The organism is Streptomyces gossypii, from assembly GCF_025165795.1.
In the GTDB taxonomy this organism is placed as follows: Bacteria; Actinomycetota; Actinomycetes; order Streptomycetales; family Streptomycetaceae; genus Streptomyces; species Streptomyces gossypii.
In genome coordinates this window covers 118763-132894 of sequence record NZ_JAJAGO010000008.1, presented here as the reverse complement: position 1 = coordinate 132894, position 14132 = coordinate 118763, and the positions used below count along the sequence as shown (strand labels likewise).

Annotated in this window: 12 protein-coding genes; 11 read left to right on the top strand and 1 reads right to left on the bottom strand. The window is 73.1% G+C overall.

What is annotated here, in order from left to right:
• Positions 1-2 precede the first annotated feature (2 nt).
• The 5 genes from LHJ74_RS18315 to LHJ74_RS18295 all read left to right on the top strand — a co-directional run bounded on the left by LHJ74_RS18315 (position 3) and on the right by LHJ74_RS18295 (position 3960).
• On the top strand, positions 3-926 hold the full coding sequence (locus LHJ74_RS18315) for an amino acid ABC transporter permease (RefSeq protein ID WP_260219152.1): 924 nt from the start codon (positions 3-5) through the stop codon (positions 924-926).
• Between the two features lie 5 nt (positions 927-931).
• The gene (locus LHJ74_RS18310) at positions 932-1684 is read left to right on the top strand and encodes an amino acid ABC transporter ATP-binding protein (RefSeq protein ID WP_260219366.1); all 753 of its coding nucleotides are present in this window, start codon (positions 932-934) and stop codon (positions 1682-1684) included.
• Positions 1685-1809: 125 nt separating this feature from the next.
• Positions 1810-2001 (top strand): DUF6104 family protein, encoded by a 192-nt coding sequence (locus LHJ74_RS18305; protein ID WP_260219151.1) that lies wholly within the window; start codon positions 1810-1812, stop codon positions 1999-2001.
• A 122-nt stretch (positions 2002-2123) separates the two neighbouring features.
• Positions 2124-3005 (top strand): DUF4097 family beta strand repeat-containing protein, encoded by an 882-nt coding sequence (locus LHJ74_RS18300; RefSeq protein ID WP_260219150.1) that lies wholly within the window; start codon positions 2124-2126, stop codon positions 3003-3005.
• Between the two features lies 1 nt (position 3006).
• Positions 3007-3960 carry a PadR family transcriptional regulator gene (locus LHJ74_RS18295; protein ID WP_260219149.1) on the top strand — a complete coding sequence of 318 codons (954 nt, stop codon included), beginning with the start codon at positions 3007-3009 and terminating at the stop codon, positions 3958-3960.
• A 20-nt stretch (positions 3961-3980) separates the two neighbouring features.
• On the opposite strand, the gene LHJ74_RS18290 is transcribed toward LHJ74_RS18295, so the two are convergent.
• Positions 3981-4943, bottom strand: a complete 963-nt coding sequence (locus tag LHJ74_RS18290; protein WP_260219148.1) for a zinc-binding dehydrogenase — start codon at positions 4941-4943, stop codon at positions 3981-3983.
• Positions 4944-5089: 146 nt separating this feature from the next.
• Here LHJ74_RS18290 and LHJ74_RS18285 point away from each other — a divergent pair, with 146 nt between their 5' ends.
• The 6 genes from LHJ74_RS18285 to LHJ74_RS18260 all read left to right on the top strand — a co-directional run bounded on the left by LHJ74_RS18285 (position 5090) and on the right by LHJ74_RS18260 (position 14040).
• Positions 5090-5677: a CU044_2847 family protein gene (locus LHJ74_RS18285; RefSeq protein WP_260219147.1), complete on the top strand. Its 588-nt coding sequence runs from the start codon at positions 5090-5092 to the stop codon at positions 5675-5677.
• A gap of 208 nt (positions 5678-5885) precedes the next feature.
• The gene (locus LHJ74_RS18280) at positions 5886-7985 is read left to right on the top strand and encodes a VMAP-C domain-containing protein (RefSeq protein ID WP_260219146.1); all 2100 of its coding nucleotides are present in this window, start codon (positions 5886-5888) and stop codon (positions 7983-7985) included.
• Positions 7986-8094: 109 nt separating this feature from the next.
• Positions 8095-9159: an AAA family ATPase gene (locus LHJ74_RS18275; protein ID WP_260219145.1), complete on the top strand. Its 1065-nt coding sequence runs from the start codon at positions 8095-8097 to the stop codon at positions 9157-9159.
• 6 nt (positions 9160-9165) lie between these two features.
• Positions 9166-12300, top strand: a complete 3135-nt coding sequence (locus LHJ74_RS18270) for an SAV_2336 N-terminal domain-related protein (protein ID WP_260219144.1) — start codon at positions 9166-9168, stop codon at positions 12298-12300.
• Between the two features lie 106 nt (positions 12301-12406).
• A complete protein-coding gene (locus LHJ74_RS18265) occupies positions 12407-12670 on the top strand; it encodes a hypothetical protein (RefSeq protein ID WP_260219143.1) in 264 nt (87 codons plus the stop codon).
• Positions 12671-12753: 83 nt separating this feature from the next.
• On the top strand, positions 12754-14040 hold the full coding sequence (locus LHJ74_RS18260; protein WP_260219142.1) for an aKG-HExxH-type peptide beta-hydroxylase: 1287 nt from the start codon (positions 12754-12756) through the stop codon (positions 14038-14040).
• Positions 14041-14132: the final 92 nt, after the last annotated feature.

Sequence of the window (14132 nt, the reverse complement as noted above, 5' to 3'; positions counted from 1 at the left end):
CCGTGTCCGATCCCGTCGACAACGCGGCGAAGGTCCCGCCCGAGGCGATCAAGGCGATCCCGGTGCGGCACTACGGCCGCTGGGTCAGCGCCGTGCTCGTGCTCGCGCTGCTCGCACTGCTGGGCGTGGCGCTTTCCGGCGCGCAGATCCAGTGGTCGACCGTGCCCGACTACCTCGACTACGAGACGGTGCTCAGGGGCGCGGGCAACACGCTGTTGATCACGGTCCTGGGCATGCTGGTGGGTGTCGTGCTCGGCACCCTGCTGGCCGTGATGCGGCTGTCGAAGAACCCGGTGGTCAGCAGCGTCGCCTGGGGCTACGTGTGGTTCTTCCGCGGCACGCCGGTGCTGGTGCAGCTGATGCTCTGGTACAACCTGGCGCTGATCTTCCCGCTGCTGGATCTCGGCTTCTACAAGGACGAGATGAACGACGTCATGACGCCGTTCCTCGCGTCGCTGCTGGGGCTCGGTCTCAACGAGGCCGCCTACATGGCGGAGATCAGCCGGGCGGGCATCCAGTCCGTGGACGAGGGCCAGACGGAGGCCGCGCACGCGCTGGGCATGACCGGTGGCCGCACGATGCGGCGGATCGTACTGCCGCAGGCGATGCGGGTGATCGTGCCGCCGACGGGCAACGAGTTCATCAACATGCTCAAGACCTCCTCGCTCTGTTTCGCCATCCAGTTCGACGAGCTGATGAAGGCGGTCACCGACATCTCCTCGCGGAACCTCGCCGTGATGGAGCTGCTGATGGTGGCGACGATCTGGTATCTCGTCCTCACCACGGTCTTCAGTGTCGGCCAGTTCTACGTCGAGCGGTACTTCCAGCGTGGCTCCGCCCGCGCGCTGCCCGACACCCCCTTGCAGAAGGCGAGACGGAACCTGATGACGTTCAGCCATGGCACCGGGTCGGGGGCGAAGCCGTGAACCCGATGGTGAGGGCCGAGGGCGTGCACAAGTCCTTCGGCGCTGCCCATGTCCTCAAGGGCATCGACCTGGAGGTCGCCCCGGGCGAGGTCTTCTGCCTGGTCGGCCCCTCGGGCTCCGGCAAGTCGACCTTCCTGCGGTGCATCAACCACCTGGAGAAGATCAGCGCCGGCCGCCTCTGGGTCGACGGCCGCCTTGTGGGTTACCGGCAGAAGGGGGACAAGATCTACGAGCTGAAGGAACGCGAGGTCGCCGCGCAGCGCCGGGACATCGGCATGGTCTTCCAGCGCTTCAACCTCTTCCCGCACATGACGGCGCTGGAGAACGTCCTGGAGGCGCCCATGCAGGTCAAGGGCGAGACCAAGGCGGTCGCGGGGGAGCGGGCCCGCAGACTGCTCGACCGGGTCGGGCTCGGCGACAGGGGCGACCACTATCCCGCGCGGCTCTCCGGCGGTCAGCAGCAGCGCGTCGCCATCGCCCGCGCGCTGGCCATGGAGCCGCAGCTGATGCTCTTCGACGAGCCGACCTCGGCGCTCGACCCGGAGCTGGTCGGCGAAGTCCTGGACGTCATGCGGGGGCTGGCCGAGGAGGGCATGACCATGATCGTCGTGACACACGAGATGGGCTTCGCGCGGGAGGCCGGCGACTCGCTGGTCTTCATGGACGACGGTGCGGTCGTCGAATCGGGCCACCCGCGCGAGGTGCTGTCGCATCCGCGGCACGAGCGGACGAAGTCCTTCCTGTCCAAGGTCCTCTGAGCGCCGGGCGGTCATCGGACGGCTGGGGGACGGTCATCGGACGGGCGGGGGACGGGCGGGGAAAGGCAGCCGGGCCTCCGCATACGCTGGAGCCGTACCGTCCCCGCGCACCCCTGGGAGCCCTCTTGTACTTCACCGACCGCGGCATCGAGGAGCTGGAGAAGCGGCGCGGCGAGGAGGAGGTCACCCTCGGGTGGCTGTCCGAGCAGCTGCGCACCTTCGTCGACCTCAATCCGGACTTCGAAGTGCCGGTCGAACGGCTGGCGACCTGGCTGGCGCGTCTCGACGACGAGGACGACGAGGACGACGACGAGTGACGGGGGCGGGTCGCGTATGTCGCGACACCCTCCTTGCTTAGCGGGTAGTCGCGACATATCGTGTCTCTGGGCGGCGTGGTACGTCGCCGTTCGTCTCCTCCGTCCCTCCCAGGGAGGCCGCCGTGCCCGCCCACCGCTCAGGGCAGATCACGGAGCCGAGCACGCTCGACTTCTCAGCTCCCGTCGAAGAGCTGCAGATCCGTGTCGTCAACGGCACGGTGAACGTGGTCGGCACGGACGAGCCCACCGCCCGCGTCGAGATCGCCGAGCTGCACGGCCCGCCCCTGTCGGTGACGCACGTCGGCGGCAGCCTTGTCGTCGCCTATGAGGACCTGCCCTGGCAGGGCTTCCTCAAGTGGCTCGACGGCAAGAGCTGGCGGCGCGAGGTCGTCGTCTCGGTGTCGGTGCCCGCACACGTCCGGCTCACGGTGGGCGTCGTCGGCGCGAGCGCGGTCGTCTCCGGAATCCGGGGCCGTACGGACGTGCGAGGCGTGTCCGGCGGCATCACCCTCGTCGGCCTGCGGGGCGAGGTGCACGCGGAGACGGTCACCGGCCATGTCGAAACCCAGTCCCTGCAGGGGCCGCTCCGCCTGCACACCGTCTCCGGGGAGTTCACCGTCATCGACGGCAGCGGCGCGGACATCGAGGCGGGCTCCGTCAGCGGTGACATGATCCTCGACCTGGCCCCGGCGGACGAGGCGGCCGACATCAGCCTCACCACCGTCTCCGGCGCGGTCGCCGTCCGGCTGGCTCATTCCGCCGACACCCGGGTGCGGGCCAGTACCACCGGCGGCAGACTCTCCAGCGCCTTCGGCGAACTGCGCTCCGAGGGCCCGCGAGGCGCCAAGCGCCTGACCGGCACCCTGGGCGCCGGCAGCGGCAGGCTGACGGCCACCTCCGTCTCGGGGGCCATCGCCCTGCTGTGCCGCCCGCCCGCCGAGGAGCCCGCCGGTTTCGACGACGAGCCGCCGGCGGACGCAGCCTTCCTCCGTAAGGACATCTGACATGCCTCCCGTCTTCGCCCACGGGCGGCTCCGCCTCTACCTGCTGAAGCTTCTCGAGGAGGCGCCCCGGCACGGCTACGAGGTCATCCGGCTGCTGGAAGAACGCTTCCAGGGGCTGTACGCGCCCTCCGCCGGTACGGTCTATCCGCGGCTCGCCAAGCTGGAGGCCGAGGGGCTGGTCACGCACGCCACCGAAGGCGGCCGCAAGGTCTACTCGATCACCGACGGCGGCCGCGCCGAACTCGCCGCCCGGCAGGGCGAACTGGCCGAGCTGGAGCTGGAGATCCGGGACTCGCTCGCCGCGCTCGCCGCCGAGATCAGGGCCGACGTCAGCGGCTCGGCGAGCGCACTGCGGCAGGAGATGCGGGCGCAGGCCCAGAGCACCCGTGACGTTGGTGCGGGAGGCGAGCGCCAGGCGAAGGAGGAACTGAGGCGCGCCAAGCGGGAGTGGAGGGAACAGGCGCGCCGTGCCCAGGAGGAGGCCCGGCAGGCCCGTCATCAGGCGGACCAGGAACGCGCCGCCCACGCGGACGCGGTGAGGCACATCGGGCGCGTCACCCGGCAGGTCCAGGAGCAGCTGCGCACCCAGGCGAACGCCGGTGACTGGCAGGGGGTTATGCAGTCGGGGCTCTCCGAACTGGCACGCCAGATGGGCGACATGGGGTGGGGCACCGACCACGGCCAGGCATGGACCTCGCACTCCAGGGCGGATCACGCCGGGCCGGAGCACCCCTCGGCGGCGGATCAGCCTGCGGCACCGGACCAGCCTGCGGCACCGCCCTCCTCCGGCGACCCGGTGCGCGATCTGGAACGGATGCTGGACGGCTTCCGCGACGAGCTGCGCGACACCGCCCGCGACACCGGCGTCACCGAGGAGCAGCTGCGCGAGGTACGCCGCCAACTGTCCGCCGCCGCCGCGCACATCGGCGCGGCGCTGCGGTCACCGAGCGGCTGACCGGACCGGCCCCGGCCCCCTCAGCTGGTGAGGACGACCTTGCCGAAGAGGTCGCCGCTGTGCATCTTCTCGAAGCCCTCGCGCGCACGGTCGAGCGGCAGCGTGGAGTCCACGACGGGCCGTACGCCCTTCGCCGCGCAGAAGCTGAGAAGCGAAGCCAGCTCCTCCTTGCCGCCCATCGTCGAGCCCACGATCCGCAGTTCGAGGAAGAAGACCCGGTTCAGCTCGGTGGCGGAGGGGTTCGGGCCGCTGGTCGCGCCCGCGATCACCAGGGTGCCGCCGGGCTTCAGGGACTTCACCGAGTGGGACCAGGTCGCCGCGCCCACCGTCTCGATCACGGCGTCGACCCGCCTCGGCAGCCGCTCGCCGTTCTCGAACGCGCCCTCGGCCCCCAGATCCACGGCCCGCTTCCGCTTCGCCTCGTCCCGGCTGGTGGCGAAGACCCGCAGGCCGGCCGCGGCGCCCAGCACGATCGCCGCCGTCGCCACGCCGCCGCCCGCGCCCTGCACGAGCACGGAGTCGCCGGGGCCGACCCGTGCGTTGGTGAACAGCATGCGGTAGGCGGTCAGCCAGGCGGTCGGCAGACAGGCCGCGTCCTCGAAGGAAAGCTCCTTCGGCTTGGGAAGCACGTTCCACTGCGGTACGGCTACCCGCTCGGCGAAGGTCCCCTGGTACTTCTCGGTGAGGATCGAACGCGGCTCGCGCGGGCCGACGCCGTGACCGGTCTGGCCGATCACGGGATAGAGCACCACCTCGTTGCCGTCGGCGTCGACGCCCGCGGCATCGCAGCCGAGGATCATCGGCAGGGACTCCGAGGTCAGGCCCACTCCGCGCAGCGACCACAGGTCATGGTGGTTGAGAGAGGCGGCCTTGACGTCGACGGTCGTCCAGCCCGGCGGGACCTCGGGCTCGGGCCGTTCCCCCAACTCCAGTCCGTTGAGCGGCTGATCCGGGTCGAGGTGTGCGGCGTAGGCAGCAAACATGATCGGTACGCTAACGCCACGGGGCGAGGCCAACCAGCCCCCGCCCCGTGAAGCGACGTACGTCACCCGGCTGCCCGGCTGCCCGGCTGCCCGGCTGCACGGCCAGAGCCAGAGCCAGAGCCGGAGGAAAGTCTCGAGGGGGAGCGATGGAACGCAGGACACAGGAGATCCAGCTGCCCGGCGGGGAGAGGATGCTCGCCGCAGTCACCCTGCTCAGGCCGGAACCGTCGACCGACCGGGGCGAGGGTGAGGACAGGGGAGGCGAGCGGCCGTACACCGACGGGGGCAGCTCCGTGAGCGATCTGCGGACCACCCTGGAGACCGACCGCGGACGGGCCCCGGAGCCGGACCACGGCGGCGCCCAGGACGCACTCGACCGTCACCGGGACCATGCCCACGACCGCGCCCACCACCGCGACGGCGGGTACGAGTACGAGGACACCGGCGCGCTGGACACCCTCGCCAGCCGGGTCCAGGGCCTCAACGAACTGGTGAGCGGCGTGGGTTCGGCGGTGCTGGAAGCCGCCCGCGCCACCCGGCCCGACGAGGTCGCCGCGACCTTCGGGGTCGAGTTCGCGGCGAAGGCGGGCCGTGCGGTGGCGATGCTTGCCGACGGCGAGGCCAAGGGGTCGATCTCCGTCACCCTCACCTGGCGACTGGACGGGTCGCAGGGGACTGCCGGTCCCGGGCCCGCCGCCGGCCCGCCCGGTGAGGGTGCCCCCACCGCTCCCTGACGGCCGCTGGCGCGCCCGGACACGCTCGGCGCTTTCTGACGCTCCTTCACACCGCTCTCGCGAGGTGTTTGCGCCGTGCACTAATCTTGCCCTTCTCGCGATCGGATTACGGGAGGGACGAGGGGGTACGGGTGCGGGAGTTGCGCGTGATCGACAGCCGTGCCGAGTGGTGGCGCCCGAGCCTGCCCTCGTGCGCCGTGTGTGTGCTGTGAGCGCCGTCGAGAGCTTCGTGCGGGCGGCCGTCGTGCGGATAGGCGCGCCGGGCGACGGGTATGACCGACGCAGTCCCGCGTTCTGGGGCAGCGGTTTCTTCGTCGCACCCGGCTGGGTGCTGACGTGCGCACACGTGGTGGGCAGCGGAGGGGGTGCCGTGTGGAGGGGTGAGCGCGTCATCGGCGTCACCACGGGGGCAGGGCAGGAGTTCGCGGGGGAGCTGGTGTGCGGGCTGCCCCCGCCCGCCGACCCCGAGCGTCCGCCCTCCCCCTGGGGCGATCCCGACCTCGCGCTCGTCCGGGTGCCGGAGGCGACCGATCCCTCCTGCCTCTGGCTCAGTGACCGCTCGGCCCTCGCCCCGGCCGAGGTGGGGCTGTACGGCTACATGGCCGGGCCCGGAGGCGGTCAGGTCTTCGCGGGCGGTGCCGGGCTGGCCAGTGGCGGCAGCGGCGGGCCACTGATGCTCAGCGGGAGCTATCTCCCCTCGGGCTGCTCGGGTGGCCCCGTCGTCGACCAGCAGCGCGGCAGCGTCATCGGCGTCAACAAGGGCCGGGCCAGGGGCGAGGCCAATTCCGCACTGGCCACCCCGATCACCGCGCTGCGGACGTTCTGCGACGCGGGGCCCGCCGCGCTGGGCGCCTGGCAGGAGGCGCTGCGCGCCCACGACGAGCACCACCTGGCCCGCTATCTGGGCTCCGGCCCGAGCTGGCCGCGGCTCCAGGTGGAGCTCGCCCCGGGCGGCCAAGGCTTCACGGCCGACCACCGCGCCGAGTTGTACGGGCGGTTCGCCGAGCTCCCGCCCCCGGCCAGCGCCGGACAGGTGCTGGCGCTCGTGGACGAAGCACGCCGCGGGGTGCTGATGGAGCCGTACGCCGTGGAGGTGCACGCGCCGAGCAGCTGGCGGGAGGGCGCCGGGCTGATCTACGACCCGCACGACGGCCTGCCGAGCGGTCCGGGCAGCACCCGCGACCTGGAGCGCGAAGCGGTAGTGCTCTACGCGGCGCACGTCTGCGCCGCGCTCTCCCGCGCGGCGGCCACCCCCGACGGTCCCCGCGCGACGGGCCCGGACGCGCTGGGCGCACTGCGCACCTGGGTCGAGACCATGTCCCGCTCCCTGCGGAACGGCCTGATCCGCCAGCGCGTCCCCCGCATCCTGGACAGCGGCCGTCCCGCCGCCGATCCCCGCGCGGACCCGTCCGCCGACCCGCGCGCGGGCGCGCACACCGGTGCGTACGCCTACGCCGATGTGCTCGTCGAGATCGACCCGGACCTCTACGGCACGCACGCGTGGCGGATCAAGCTGGTCCGGGAGGACGGCGAGGTCACCCCCGTCCGGCACAGCGAACTGGGCGTGCCCCGCACGGAGCTGGAGGGCGACATACGGAGCGCGCTGGCCACCGCGCTGGACCGCGGCGACATCGGCGAGCACCTGGCGGCCGTCGACTTCAGCCTGCCGCGCGCGCTCTTCGACGAGCCGGTGGAGACCTGGCGGGCCCGCGAGCCCCGTGCCGACGAGCCGTTCAGCCCGCACACCCTGCCGCTCGGGCGGCGCCGTCCGGTCGCCCTGCGCGACGCGCAGCGCAGACTCCAGCAGGTCACCCCCGAATGGCGCCGCCGCTGGACGGGCATCGCCCGAGGGGCGCTGGACGCCGTCCCGCTCTGCCTCGAGGTGCCCGAGCACGGACACGACGCCGCCCTGCCCGAGGACGGCGACGCCGCCTACGGGCGATTGCTCGACGCCCCCCTGCACGCGGTCCCGGTGCACTGCTCACGCGGCGGCAGCGGCCGGGGAGCTGCGGCTCTCGGCGTCGCGCTCGCCGCCGGACACCCGGTCGCACTGTGGCGCCGCTGCGACGAACGGCACACGGACTGTGCCGAGTTCTACGACCGCGCGGCCGTACTGCTTCGCTCACTGCGCCACGGCAACGGCAACCCCCGGCTGCCCGAACTCGTCCGCTCACTGCGCAATCAGACCGTCGGTCAGGGCACCGGACCCGAGGTGGCCTGGGCGCGGCAGCTCGTTCTCCTCTACGATCCGCCCCATGGGCAACAGCCCGCCGAGACCACGCTGCACGCACCGCCGCTCCGCAGGTGACCGCCGAGGAGACCGACCCGCACCCACCCGTCCGGACCGCCCCGACCCCGCCGACGAGACACCGACCAGCCAGGGCCGACCACAGCCATGAGGAGCATGAGGAGCCCACATGAGCGATTGGCGTATCTACCGGGGAGCGGGCCTGCCGCATGACGGTGTGCGGCGGTTGCCGGACCCTCCGCCGTGGCGGGACTTCACCCTCCCGGAGGGCGGCGACCAGCTCGGTGCCGGCGCCGCCGATCAGGCGGGTTCGCACCGGAGACTCGGTGTGCAGCGGCAGTTGGTGGAGAATCTCCACCCGCGGCCCGAGGAGGTCGAGGCGGTCAACGCCGCGCTCTATCTGCGCCGTCCGCTGCTGGTCACCGGGAATCCGGGCACCGGCAAGTCGACGCTGGCGCACGCCGTCGCGCACGAGCTGGGCCTGGGCCGGGTGTTGAACTGGCCGATCGTCAGCCGCACCACACTTCAGGACGGGCTGTACCAGTACGACGCGATCGGCCGGCTCCAGGACGTCCAGCTGGATCGCGCGGTGGAGCGGAGCGGTCCGGCGGAGGCGGCGGACGACCCCGCGGGCGAGCCCGCCGCCCACCGCCCGCCCATCGGCTCGTACATCCGCCTCGGCCCCCTCGGCACCGCGCTGCTGCCCAGCCCCGACGGCCTGCCCCGGGTGCTGCTCGTCGACGAGCTGGACAAGAGCGACATCGACCTGCCCAACGACCTGCTCAACGTGCTGGAAGAGGGCGAGTTCACGATCCGTGAGCTGGAGCGCGGCGCGGACCGTGATCCGGTCACCGAGGTGCTCACCGACGACGGAGCCAAGGTGCCGGTGACGGGCGGCCGGGTGCGCTGTACGGCCTTCCCGTTCATCGTCCTCACCTCCAACGGGGAGCGGGACTTCCCCGCCGCGCTGCTGCGCCGCTGCATCCAGCTGGAGCTGAAGCCCCCGACCGAGAAGCAGCTCGCCGCGATGGTCACCGCGCACCTCGGCGAGGAGGCCGCGGCCGAGGGCGAGGAGTACATACAGCGCTTCCTCGCCCGTGACCCCGGCCAGGTGGTGGCGACCGACCAACTGCTGAACGCCCTGTTCCTCACCCAGCGCGCAGCGGGCGCCGAGCGGGTGACCCGCAACCGTCTCGCCGAGATGCTGCTGCGCCGCCTGGACCGCCCGAGGTGATGGCAGATGTCGACGCCGCCCAGGAGGCGGCAGCCGGCAGGGCTCGCGGAGCTGATCGAGCGGCTGCGTGAAGCGGGCGGCGAACCCACGGCGCTGGAGCTGGCGGAGGCCCTCTGGCTGGCCCATCGGACGGCGCCCTTCGCGGGCGGCGCCGACCCGGCCCGCGGCGGCGAACCGCCCCAGACGGGTTCCGTCCCGCCGGACGCCTCCGCACCGCAGCTTCTCGACCCGCCCGCCGCCCCGCCGCCGGAGGCGCCGCACGGCCTGACCGAGCAGTCCGCACCCGTCTCGCTCTACGCACCCGACAGGTACGGCGGCCGCCCGGATCTCGCCTTCCCGGTGCACGCTCCCGCGGCCAGCACGCTGCCCGGCCTGCTGGGCCTCCAGCGTGCCCTCCGGCCGCTGATGGGATACCGGCCCCAGCTGCCGCCCGTCTCCGGACCGCTGGACGAGGACGCGAGCGCCGAACTGAGCGCGCGCAGCGGTGCCGTACGCCCCGTCTTCGGGCGGACCGAGCGGCGCGGCGCCGAGATCCAGCTGCTGATGGACGCCTCCACGACGGCCTCCGTGTGGCAGCTCACCTTCGACTGCCTGCGGCAGACCTGCGAGCAGCTCGGCGCTTTCCGCGATGTGCAGGCGCTCTATCTGCACCGGGCTCCGGACGGCACGCCGCTCATCGGCACCGGCCCCGAGCGGGAGGCCACCCGGCTGCGCCCGGCGGATCAGTACCGCGACACCACGGGCCGCCGGCTCACTCTGATCGTCAGCGACTGTGTGGGACCGCTGTGGCAGGACGGCGGCGCGCAGCGCCTGCTGCACCGCTGGTCGTCCGGTTCGCCGCTGGCCGTCGTCCAGCCGCTGCCGCCCCGGTTATGGCCGCGTACGGCGCTGCCCGCCGAGCCCGGCGTGCTGCTGCGGGCGGGGCGGCCGGGCACCCGGCTCTCCTTCGAGCGGGACGGTTACGGCCCGCCGCCCCCGGAGGACGCGCTGCCGGTGCCGGTGCTGCTGCCCACCCCGGGTGCGCTGGGCAGCTGGGCGAGCCTGCTGGGCGGCGGCGGTACGGGCAGCGCGCGCGGGGCGGCGGCCTGGGTGCGGCCCCGGCACCATGCGATGCCGGTACCGGCGGTCGGCGGGTCCGTGGGGGCCGGGGGCCGGGGGCCGGACCCCCGCGAACTGCTGCGTGCCTTCCGGGCCTCCGCCTCCCCGGGCGCGCTGCAGCTGGCCGTCCATCTGACGGCTGTCCCTCTGGTGCTGCCCGTCATCCAGCTGGTGCAGGAGGCGATTCTGCCGGGCACCGGGCCGATGGAGCTGGCCGAGGTGCTGCTCAGCGGGCTGCTGGAGCGGCTGCCGGGCATCGACGGCTCGCCCGGCCCGCGCTACGTCTTTGTGCCCGGCGTGCAGGAGCTGCTGTTCCAGTCGCTGGACCGGAGCGCGGCGATGCTGGTGCTCAAGTACGTCTCGGAGTACGTCACCAGGCGCTTCGGCAAGGGCACCCGCAACTTCCCGGCACTCGCCGTGGCCCAGCTCTCTGGGCTCTCGGGGCGCGGTGGTGCGGACGCGACCGGTGGCCTCGACGTCACCGAGGTCACCGACGCCGTCCGGCACGCTCCGGGGCAGCCGGACGGCCACCCGGCCGACGACCTGTTCGCCGAGGTCCCGGCCCAGGTGGTCCGCTGGTACGCACCGGAGGCCCCGGCGTCCAGCGGGCTGGCGGAGGCGTGGCGGCTGCTGCGCCGCTGGTGGGAGCAGGGCGACCCGGAGCTGCTGCGCATCGCCCGGGAGCATGCCGAGGCCGCGATCGCCGCGCTCGAGCGTTCGGCTTCCGCCGGTTCCTCCGGCACCGCCGGTTCCTCCAGCACCGCCGATCCCGCAGGCACCGATCCCGCAGGCACCGGCGAGCTCTCGCGCGCCCGGCTGGTGCTCGGCCAGGTGCTGCACGCCCTCACCGAGACCGGCGCGGTCCGCCGCGAACCGCGCCTGGCCCGCAGCCTGCTGCACGACGCGGCGGCCCAGCTGAGCGGCCAGGACCTGGACACCCGGTTCGCGCTGGCCGCCGTCCAGCACGACCTGTGGGAGGCCGAGGGGGACCCGGCGCATCTGCACGCCGCACGGCGCACGCTGTCCCGGATGGCGGACGAGGCCGCCGCCTCCGGCCGGCCGCTGCCCGAGGGGACCGAGGTCCGGCGCAGGCTGTGGCTGGGCCGCGTGCTGCTGGCGCTTTCCCGCTCGGAGCAGGCGGCGGGCACTGGCCAGCGCACCCACGCCGCCGCGGCCGTACGTGAACTGCGCGCGGCTGCCGGCCTGCTGGAGTCCGCGGGCGGCGAGGAGCGGCGGTTGTGCGCCGTCCTGCTCGATCTCAGCGGTGCGCTCCGCGAGGTCGCCGCCACCCCGGCCGACCGCCTTGCGAACCTGGACCGGGCCGAAGCCGCGGCGGGCGACAGCGATGCGCTCCGCCTGCGCTGCGCCCGCGCCAGGGCCCGGGTGCACCGGGACACCGGGGACTGGGCGGCGGCGGACTTCGCGTACGCGGCGGCCGAGGCGTTCGCCGAGCGGGACAGCCCCGACCGCGGTGAACTGCTCGCCGAATGGGGCACCATGCTGCTGGACGGCGCGGATGACACCACCCGCGCCGAGGGCGTACTGCGGGAGGCGCTCACCGCAGCCCCGCCGGACGGGCCGCTGGCCGCCCGTCTCCCCCTGCTGCTCGGCCGCGCGCTGGTGGCCCGCTTCGCCCGCGAGCACTTCCTGCCGGATCTGTACGAGGGCAGCCATCTGCTGGAGCAGGCGGCCCGGAAGGCGCGGGACAGCGCGCTGCGGGCCGAGGCATGGCGCCTGCTCGGCTCGGCGGAGCAGCAGCGCCCGGACAGCCACCTGCGCCGGGAGAGGACCGAACGGACGCTGCGCCGCTCCCTGGCGGAGGCCCGCCGGGCAAGAGGCCGCGCGGCGGCCTCGGTTGCCGTCGCGCGCGCCTGCCACGCGCTCGCCGCCCACCACGAGCGGCAGGGCCGTACGCATACCGCGCTGACGGACTACCGTGCCGCCGCGGCCGAATGGCAGCAGCTCGCCTCCGAACTGCACGAACTGCCCTGGGCGGAGGTACGGGAGACCCGCGAGCGGGTCGCCGCGCTGGAGGCCGGATGAACGAGGGTGCCCGGATCGAATGGGTTTCCGTATCGGGGGCTTCGGGAAGAACCTTCCACTGGCGTTGACAGCCTCCTGCGAGGGGCGGGGCAGGGAGGAGAAGCGTGTGCCGAAGCAGGTCCGGGGCCCGTACCCAGAGGCGGGCCGTGAACGGGCGGGAGCACCCTACCTGCCCGACCTCACAGGGGTTGACCTGCATGCCTTGCGGGTGATGGACGATCCGGTGCTGCTGGCCGCGGTCGACGAGGTGCTGTGCCATCCGGAGCGGTTCGCCGAATCGTGGGAGGGGGGCGAAACCACCGAAGGTGGGGTCGATCAAGAAAGGCACTCGGTGCCTACCGTGTCGGCAAGCAGTCGTCGAACAACGTGATCGGGCCATATTTCGTCTCGGGGAGTGGATCGGTGCCGGCCGTCGCAGCCCCGTTTGAGATCAGCTCTGCGATGCTGGCCTCCGTGGCAGACACGCGGTACGAGGCGGCCGACGACCGTCTTCTGCACGCAGGGCAGCACAGCCGACGCCTGGTGCTGCTGCGCGGACTGCTGGCGCAGATGGACCGGCACTCCGTGCCGCACCCCAAGCGTGAACGTCTGGACGACTACTGGCGCCTACTGGAGCGGGCGGAGTCGCGGGCACCGGTAGCTGCCCGCGAGGCACTCGCCTACCCCTCCATCGGCAACTGGCTCGTCCAGGCGCTCAGCGTCCCGGTCCGGGACATCTCCGCCCGCGGGGAATTCCTCGACGGCTTCGGAGCGATCGCCGCCGCGGTTGCCCTGCACGCTGGTGCCGGCTTCCGGATGACCTTGCCCACACAGGGTGGGCGGCTGACGCTCCCCGGCATCGGCGTGTACGAGGCGCGTACCGAGTCAGTGCGGCTGGTCGCCGGGCCGCGCAGCCTCCGGCTGACCTCCGGCGGGCGGGGCGGGGTCGTGCTCCGGACCGTTCCGGACGCCCCTTGCCGGCGCGCCCAGGGCCCGGCGGCGGGCTGGCGCGGGCTCCGGACGCTTCCCGGTGGCTCTGTGCTGCTCGACGATCTGGATCCGCACCGGGCCGGCCCCCCTCTCACCGCCCGATCGGCGCAGTCCGAGTCCGGCTCCGGGCTTGGCAGCAGACGTCTGCGGGCATGGCGGTCCCGCTGGCAGGCCGCTCTGGCGCTGCTGGGGTCGGCCGACCCGGGCCGCCGGACAGAAGTGGCTTCGCTTGTGCGCTCGGTGGTGCCGCTGGAGCGGGAGTCGGGCGCGGTGGTCAGCGCGACACTGCGCGCGGCCCCGTGGAGTGTGCTCACCGGACTGCCCGAATCCGCACATGACATGGCCACTGTGCTGGTGCATGAGGTACAGCACAGCAAGCTCGCGGTGCTCTCCGACCTGGTGCCGCTGCATCCGGCGGAAGGTCCGGCGGTGCACCAGGTGAGCTGGCGGCCCGACCCGCGCCCGGTCGGCGCCGTACTGCAGGGCACATACGCGCATCTGGCGCTGGCAGACCTCTGGTACCGGATGGCCCAGCGCACGGGAGCGTCACCCGCCGCGCGCGATGTGGCCCGCCGCCGCTGCGCGCACTACCGTGAACAGACGGACGAGGCCCTCGTCTTGCTGTTGCGTTCCGGTGAGCTGACTTTCGCGGGGGAGGTTTTCACCCGCGCCATGCGGCGCCACCACACGAGTCTGGCACCCCCGCGCGGTTCCGGGGGCGCATCGGAGCGAGTCCCTACCCGCCGTCGAGCCCAAGTCATCATCTCGTGACATAAGGTAATCTCGCTGCCGCGCACGACTCCGGCGCCACCGGAATTCTGACGCGGCACCACATGGGAACCGCAGCGCGCAGGGCAGTGCGG